Origin of the sequence: Erythrobacter donghaensis (genome assembly GCF_001557325.1) — a bacterium.
Classification (GTDB): domain Bacteria; phylum Pseudomonadota; class Alphaproteobacteria; order Sphingomonadales; family Sphingomonadaceae; genus Erythrobacter; species Erythrobacter donghaensis_B.
In genome coordinates this window covers 1-7574 of the sequence record NZ_LSJS01000258.1, presented here as the reverse complement: position 1 = coordinate 7574, position 7574 = coordinate 1, and the positions used below count along the sequence as shown (strand labels likewise).

Annotated in this window: 5 protein-coding genes and 1 pseudogene; 2 read left to right on the top strand and 4 right to left on the bottom strand. The window is 62.2% G+C overall.

Annotated features, from left to right (window positions below; all coding sequences use genetic code 11):
- Both AX692_RS15120 and AX692_RS19185 read left to right on the top strand, forming a co-directional pair.
- Window positions 1-2060, top strand: a 2060-nt coding sequence (locus AX692_RS15120) for a TonB-dependent receptor (RefSeq protein WP_073975355.1), incomplete at its 5' end; no start/stop codon positions are given.
- A 481-nt stretch (window positions 2061-2541) separates the two neighbouring features.
- Window positions 2542-2904: a DUF3703 domain-containing protein gene (locus tag AX692_RS19185; RefSeq protein WP_230960879.1), complete on the top strand. Its 363-nt coding sequence runs from the start codon at window positions 2542-2544 to the stop codon at window positions 2902-2904.
- Between the two features lie 43 nt (window positions 2905-2947).
- On the opposite strand, the pseudogene AX692_RS15115 reads toward AX692_RS19185, so the two are convergent.
- From AX692_RS15115 to tnpA, 4 genes and pseudogenes are all read right to left on the bottom strand, one after another.
- Window positions 2948-5026: pseudogene (locus AX692_RS15115) on the bottom strand (heavy metal translocating P-type ATPase); the annotation flags it as partial.
- A gap of 14 nt (window positions 5027-5040) precedes the next feature.
- Window positions 5041-6579 carry an IS66 family transposase gene (gene tnpC, locus AX692_RS15110; protein WP_066110541.1) on the bottom strand — a complete coding sequence of 513 codons (1539 nt, stop codon included), beginning with the start codon at window positions 6577-6579 and terminating at the stop codon, window positions 5041-5043.
- A 31-nt stretch (window positions 6580-6610) separates the two neighbouring features.
- On the bottom strand, window positions 6611-6937 hold the full coding sequence (gene tnpB, locus AX692_RS15105; RefSeq protein ID WP_110300478.1) for an IS66 family insertion sequence element accessory protein TnpB: 327 nt from the start codon (window positions 6935-6937) through the stop codon (window positions 6611-6613).
- Between the two features lie 26 nt (window positions 6938-6963).
- Window positions 6964-7419, bottom strand: a complete 456-nt coding sequence (gene tnpA, locus AX692_RS19180; protein ID WP_066045783.1) for an IS66-like element accessory protein TnpA — start codon at window positions 7417-7419, stop codon at window positions 6964-6966.
- Window positions 7420-7574 lie beyond the last annotated feature (155 nt).

Below are 7574 nucleotides of genomic sequence, written 5' to 3'. Positions count from 1 at the left end.
TGCGCGACCAGCCCGGCGTGAAGGAGCAGGTCGGCGTCTATCTCGACGAATCGGTCATCTCGCTCTCGCTGTTCACGCCAGATATCGACCTGTTCGACTTGAACCGCGTCGAAACCCTGCGCGGGCCGCAGGGCACGCTGTTCGGTTCGGGTTCGGTCGGCGGCACGATCCGCTACATCACCAACCAGCCCCGCCTCGGCGTGACCGAAGGCGCGGTCGAAGCCAACGTCAACGTGATCGACGGCGGCAATCTGGGCGGGCACATCAAGGGCGCAGTCAACGTGCCGCTGGGTGACACCGCCGCGATCCGTGCGGTGGGTTACTACACCCGCTATGCCGGCTTCATCGATGCGCAGGGCCCGGGCGGCGGCGAGAACGTCAATGATGGCGAACGCTACGGCGGCCGTATCGCGCTGACCTTCGAGCCGACGGATACGTTCTCGATCACTCCGCGCGTGATCTATCAGAAGATCAAGGCCAACGGCTTCAACCGGCAGGAGATCTACAACCTCTTCGCCAACCGCTTCACCATCACCCGGCCTGCGGTGCAGCTGGGCGAGCGCGAGCAATATCTGCTGCTGCCCGAACGGTTCGAGGATGAAACGCTGATCGCCGATCTGACTGTCAACGTCGGCCTCGGCCAGCACAACCTCACCTCGGTCAGCTCTTACATCAACCGCGACATCCTCGTCAGCCGCGATGCGAGTGCGCTGACCGGGTCGGTCTCGGTCGATCTCGGCTTCCCGGCGGCGGCGGTGACGCTGCCCTCGAACCTGCGCGATACGACCGACCTCAAGACGTTCACGCAGGAACTGCGGCTTGCCTCGGATTATGACGGCCCGTTCCAGTGGCTTCTGGGCGCCTTCTATTCCGACGTGAAGCGCGACTATCGCCAGCGCCTGCCCACCCCTGGCTATGACGCCTTCACCGATGCGACGCTTGGCGCGGGCACTTCGGCTGCGGTTGCGAACGGTTTCCCGGCGAACTCGCCGTTCAACTCCGACCTGCCCTTCGACATCAAGCAGTTCGCGATCTTCGGCGAAGCCAGCTACGAGCTGACCGACAGGCTGACCTTCACCGCAGGCGGGCGCTATTACGACTTCGAGGAATCGCGCACCATCACAACCGGCGGCCTGTTCGCCAATGGCGATCGGGGCGTGGTCGATACCACCAAGTCGGATGGCTTCACCCCGCGTTTCCTCGTCAGCTACAAGGCGAGCGATGATGTCACGATCAACGCGCAGGCTGCGCAGGGCTTCCGGCTTGGCGGGGTCAACGATCCGCTCAACACCCCGCTGTGCAACGCGCAGGACCTGGCGCTGTTTGGCGGCTTTCAGGACTATGGCGATGAAAAGCTGTGGAACTACGAACTGGGCGTGAAGACCCAAGGTTCCGGCTTCACCTTCAACGCCGCCGCCTTCTACAACGACATCAGCAACCTTCAGGTGACGCTCGATGCCGGCAGCTGCTCCTCGCGCATCGTCTTCAACGTGCCCCAAGCCTTCGCCGCCGGGGTCGAGGCAGAGCTGGGCTTCGAGCCTTCGCCGGGCCTCAACTTCAACCTTTCGGGCAGCTACGTGAAGTCGGAATTCAACAGCACGCTGCCCGGTGCCCTCGCCAGCGCCACCGGCATCCGCGACGGCAATCGCCTGCCCTCTGTGCCCGAATTCCAGCTTTCGGCGAGCGGCAGCTACGAGTGGGAGCTGAACGAGGGGACCACGGCCTTCCTGAACGGTTCGTTCCAGCACGTCGGTTCGCGCTACACCCAGCCCGCCGATCAGGAGAACAACCCGCGCACCTTCGTCCACGGCCTGCCGTTCGGCGGAGCCCCGGCGACGGCGTCGACCACGGTCGATCTGCTGCTGCCTGACTACCAGCTGGTCAACCTCAGCGCGGGCGTTGAGCTGGACAGCGGCTTGTCGCTGACGGCCTATGTCAACAACCTGTTCGACGAGAACCCGCTGCTGTCGTTCGACCGCGAGCGCGGCGGCCGGGCGCGGCTCGGCTTCAACATCGGCCAGCCACGCACCTTTGGCGTGACTGCGCGGCAAACGTTCTGATACCAAAAGGTAGCGTCGCTTTTTTGCTTGCCGGTCAGTTCCGCATCGGTTGGATATTTGATGTGTTCGCGCAGGGTGAGTTTTCTACTCCAAGTGCTTGAAGCGGATGAACGGAGTTGGTGTAGTACAACCGTTCTGGCCGTGCCTTTGGATTACGGGTAGCTCGGTGGCTGCAGTAAAATTGTGCACGTTTTCAACGTGTATGCCGGCAGTGGTGGCGACGAAGCCCATTATTCTGCGATCGTAGCGGCCGAGAGAAAAGGCAGCCCGTACCTTGCCGCCTGTGTCGCAGCCAATCTGGTGTTTGTCAGAGGACCATGACATATTGCGGGTATCGATGCCTAGCACCCGTAGTTGCGATGCTTGTCTGCCTCGCCGCTACGGCACTTGAGAAGCAGGCGATAGACCTTCCTTATTTGGTGGAACAGCTTTACCTGGTACTTGCTACCCCGCGCACAAGCATTGGTAGGTCGAAAACAAAATGAAGATTGGTGCGATGAGCATTATTCGGACAGCCTATCGAAATGAACTGGCAGAATTCCGCGCTGCGCGTGCCAGCGGCGATTATGTTGGCGCGTGGCAAAGGCTCGAACGCGGGCACATCATCGCTCAGGGTAGTCTGCCGCTGCATCTCCACTCGCATGGCGTGATGCTGGCATTCGCGGTGTCGCGGCGCGAATGGGCTGAAGTCGCAGGTCAGACGCTACGTCTGTTTCTGGCGCCATTGGGCACGCTGACCGGTCGCACGCCGATAGGGAACACCGGGCGATCGGACGTCAGTGCTTTTGCCACTATGCCAATACCGGCGGACATTGCGCAGATCGTGAATGCGGGCCGTGATTGATCGTCAGAGCGAGCGCTGCCTTACGGTTAGAACCCCCAATTGGTCAGGCGCGGTACGCCAAAAGCCGAAGTGCATTAACCACCACAATGATGGTCGATCCCTCATGCACGGCCACTGCTGGACCGATGCCGAGACCCATGATCGTGGCGGGAACCAGCAACCCTACAACGCCGAGGCTCACAAACACGTTCTGCCTGATGATCCCGCGTGTGTGCCGGCTCAAGCCCACAGCGAACGGCAAGTGCGCCAGGTCGTCGGCCATGAGGGCAACGTCGGCTGTCTCCAGCGCCACATCCGATCCTGCTGCCCCCATGGCGATGCCGACCGTAGCACTAGCCATGGCGGGTGCATCATTGACGCCGTCGCCAACCATTGCGACCCTGTCTTCGCCCGCAAGCTTTTTGATCGCGAAAACCTTGTCCTCCGGCATGAGATCGCCCCATGCTTCGTCGATCCCGACGTCCTTGGCGATCGCTTCGGCAACCTTTTGGTGATCCCCCGAGATCATGATCATCCGGGTGATGCCCAACTCACGCAAGCGGAGCAGCGCGGATTTGGCCGCTTCGCGAGGTGTATCAAGCAGGCCGATCGCGCCGAGGTCACGATTCCCTTTTCGGACCAGCATCGTCGTTCGTCCGTTTTCGCGCAGTGACGTTATCGCGTCCTGTGCCTCCTGCCCCAGCGCCGGAATTGCGTCCTTACCGAACATTTCGGATTTGCCGATCCACACTGTCTCGCCGTCCGCGGTCGCGGTAACACCCCGGCCGGTAAGACTCTTGAGATCGGCGGCATGGGGCAGGGCGCGCCCCCCCAGACGTGCGCTACCATCCCTGACGATCGCCTGGGCCAGTGGATGATCGCTCAATGCTTCGACAGCGACCGCAGTCGCAAGCAGTTCACTTTCATCAGTGCCTCCCAGAGGGACGATGTCGGTAATGCGCGGGCGGCCTTCGGTCAAAGTGCCGGTCTTATCGAATGCTATTGCCTTGAGCGAACCGAGATTTTCCAGGGGTGCGCCGCCCTTGATAAGTACACCGCCGCGCGCTGCGCGCGCCACACCCGATAGAACCGCACTTGGCGTCGCAATGGCAAGCGCGCAGGGGCTCGCCGCAACCAGCACCGCCATCGCGCGGTAGAAGCTGTCGCGGAACGGCTCGTCGATAACGGTCCAGGCAAACAGCAACACGACCGACATAATCAGGACAGCGGCGACGAAGACCCTTTCGAAACGGTCGGTAAAGCGCTGCGTCGGGGATTTTTGCGTCTCCGCTTCGCTCACCATCTTCACGACTTTCGCGAGCGCGCTTTCACTGGAGCGGCGGGTCACCTCAATCTCGATCGCGCCGCTGCCATTGATCGTTCCGGCAAATACCCGGCTTTGCGGATCAACCATATCGGGCTTGGCGCGTGCCGCGACCACGTCGGCTACCGGTATCTTGTCGACCGGGATGCTTTCGCCGGTGACGGGCGCTTGGTTGATCGCACTCGTTCCCTTCAGGACGAAGCCGTCGGCGGGCAAGCGCTCGTTCGGACGCACGATGACGATGTCGCCGACTACCATTTGTCCGACGTCGATTTCGCTGGTCGCCCCATCGCGGCGCACCGTTGCGGTCTCAGGGGCGAGCTTCGCCAGGGCTTCAATTGCCTTCTTGGCACGGCCCATGGCATAGTGCTCCAGCGCATGTCCGAGACTGAACAGGAACAGGAGTAGTGCGCCTTCGGCCCACGCCCCCAAGGCGGCTGCCCCGGCGGCGGCGACCAGCATCAGGGTGTCGATCTCGAACTTCTTCAACCGAAGATTATCAATCGCCTCGCGCAGCGTGAAGAAACCACCGAAAAAATAGGCTGCCATATAGCAGGCGGTCGGGAGCCAAGCGGGCGGACCGGCTATCAGCTTCTCAATTGCAAAGCCGATCCCCAGCAGCGCGCCGCAGGCGAGGGCAAAGATCAGTTCAGTGTTGGGGCCCAGAAAATTAGCGTGGCTGTGATCGTGACCATCACCGGAGCTATGCCGTTCCTCAGCCGCACCATGGCTACCAGCCCCATGATCATGACCGGCATGGTCATCGGCACTGACCCGCTTTTCGATGCCAACCTTGAGTTTGCGAAGGGCCGAAAGCACTGTAAGCGATGTTTTCAGGTCACGTCGATCCAAGGCATGAGGTCGCCGACGCCGTTTGCTGGATGACCATGGGCGAGCTTGGTGAGCGTCTCGGTCAGCCATGTGTGCGGGTTGATGCCGGCGATCTTGCAGTTCTCGATCAGCGTGGCGATAACCGCCCAGTTGTCGCCGCCCTCGTCGGAGCCCGCGAACAGGGCATTCTTGCGGTTGAGGGCCAGAGGTCTGATCGACCGCTCAACGGTGTTGGTATCGAGCTCGACGCGGCCATCATCAAGGAAGACGGTGAGCCCGTCCCAGCGGCTGAGCGCGTAGCGTATCGCTTCGGCCAGCTTGCTCTTGGTACTGACCTGACGGAGCCGAGCCTCCAGATAGTAGTGCAGATCAGCGACGATGACGCGGGCGTGCTCGTTGCGGACTGCGCGACGATGATCGGCATCGGTGCCGCGAACCTCGCTCTCGACGGCATATAGACCGGCGATCCGCTGCAGCACCTCGGTAGCAACCGGTGACTTGTCGGCGAGATCGAAGAACTTGCGCCGGACGTGTGACCAGCAAAACGCGAGAGTGATCTGCTGCTGCCGCTTGGCGAGCGCTGTATATCCGCCATAGCCGTCGACCTGCAGGATGCCTGCAAAGTCCCCCAGATGCGCTTCGGCGCGCTCGCTCTTGCGGTCGGCCGCATAGACATAGGCCATCATCGGCGGATCGATACCGCCCCATGGGCGATCATCGCGGGCATACGCCCATAGCTGGCCGGTCTTGGTCCGCCCTCGTCCTGGATCGAGCACTGGCGCTGTCGTCTCGTCGGCAAACAGCCGCTCGGATCGTCGCAGTCGTTCCAGGATATGGTCCCGCAAGGGGCGAAGATACCATGCGGACCGCCCGACCCAGTCTGCAAGGGTCGATCGATCCAACTGGATGCCCTGCCGAGCATAGATCTGCGCCTGCCGATAAAGCGGCAAGTGATCGGCATACTTGGCAACCAGCACCTGGGCGATCAGGGCTTCGGTGGGGATGCCGCCTTCGACAATACGAGCCGGTGCCGGGGCCTGGACGACCGCGCTCTCGCATGAGCGGCATCCATAGCGAGGCCGGCGGGTGACCATGACCCGGAACGTGGTCGGCACGACATCGAGGCGTTCAGCAACATCCTCGCCAATCTGGTGCAGCCCGCCGCCACAGCACGGGCAGGCCTTATCGTCGATATCGACGATCTGCTCGATCCGCTCGAGGTGCGCAGGCAGCGAACCGCGGTTGGTCTTGCGGGGACGATCGCCCTTGGGCTGAGCCGTTCCAGCCTCACGCGCCGCACGGGCTGCGCCAAGTGCCGTCTCGATATCCTCAAGGCCCAGCTGGAGCTGGTCGGGATCGAGCTGTTCGGACTTGCGGCCGAAACGGTGTCGCATGAACGCATCGATGATCGACTGCAGCCGCTCGATCTCTGCGTCAGCTTCGCCCTTGGCAACCGTCACGTCGGCAAGCTTGCGGGACTGATCGAGCGCCAGCGCACGTAGCGCTTCGATGTCTTCCGGCAGGTCCGCTTCCATCAGCATGATGGCAGTGAATCAGCAGACGAAAGCCTCGTCAACCGGCAATCTGCGGCGCTATCGGGCGGCGTCCGCCATGCACCCTCCGCCAGTCGAGACCCTCCAGCAAAGCGCCAAGTTGGGCTGCCGTAACGCGCATCACACCGTCCTGGATACCAGGCCACTTGAAGCCTCCGGACTCCAACCTCTTGGCCATTAGGCACAGGCCCGTGCCATCCCACCAGACCAGCTTGATCCGGTCAGCGCGCTTTGCCCGGAAGACATAGATCACCCCGGAATACGGATCGCCGCCATACTCAGCGCTGACCAATGCGGCCAGTGCGTCAGGACCTTTGCGGAAATCCACGGGCCGCGTTGCCACCATCACCCGCGTGCCAGGGCCAGGGCCGATCACGCACGCGTCCTGAGCGCGTCAATGACCGCTGCGATGACACCAGCATCGGCACCGCGAGCTATCTTTACAGCGACACCGTCGATCTCCAGCTCGACCACGGCAGATGCAGCGCGGCGTAGACGGCGTGGGCTGCGACGTGAAGGCCCAGCCTCTGGAACAGGGTCAGGCGTGATCACCGCTGGCACAAAGGCGGCACCTTCTGTCTCCAATGAGGAAACGTCCAGTCCCTGTTCCTTGAACTGCCTGATCAGCTCCTTGCGCCAGCCATAAATCTGCGACGGATCCAGTGCATGGCGCCGAGCGACAGCGCTGACCGGCTCCCCTCCAGGCCAGCACTCCGCGACAATCGATGCCTTCACCTCAGGCGGCCAATCCCTGCGCCTGCCAGCGCCGGTGAACACCTCAAACCGCTGAGCACCCTTACTCACAGGATCGTCACCAGGGATTATCATAGGAGCAGCGCCTCAATCATTGCAGAGGCGCGCAAAGTCGATGCTGTCAGCGATCAGCGCAAGGTGGGGTCAGCGCCCCGCTTACAAAGCACTTCCTCTTGGGGTGACTACACGAAAGTGACGTATCTGCACGCTAAGGGCGAACAAATCCGGTA

Coding starts and splice junctions, on each gene's coding strand:
- AX692_RS19185 (WP_230960879.1), top strand. CDS start 2,542: ATGAAGATTGGTGCGATGAGCATTATTCGGACAGCCTATCGAAATGAA.
- tnpC (WP_066110541.1), bottom strand. CDS start 6,579: ATGCTGATGGAAGCGGACCTGCCGGAAGACATCGAAGCGCTACGTGCG.
- tnpB (WP_110300478.1), bottom strand. CDS start 6,937: ATGGTGGCAACGCGGCCCGTGGATTTCCGCAAAGGTCCTGACGCACTG.
- tnpA (WP_066045783.1), bottom strand. CDS start 7,419: ATGATAATCCCTGGTGACGATCCTGTGAGTAAGGGTGCTCAGCGGTTT.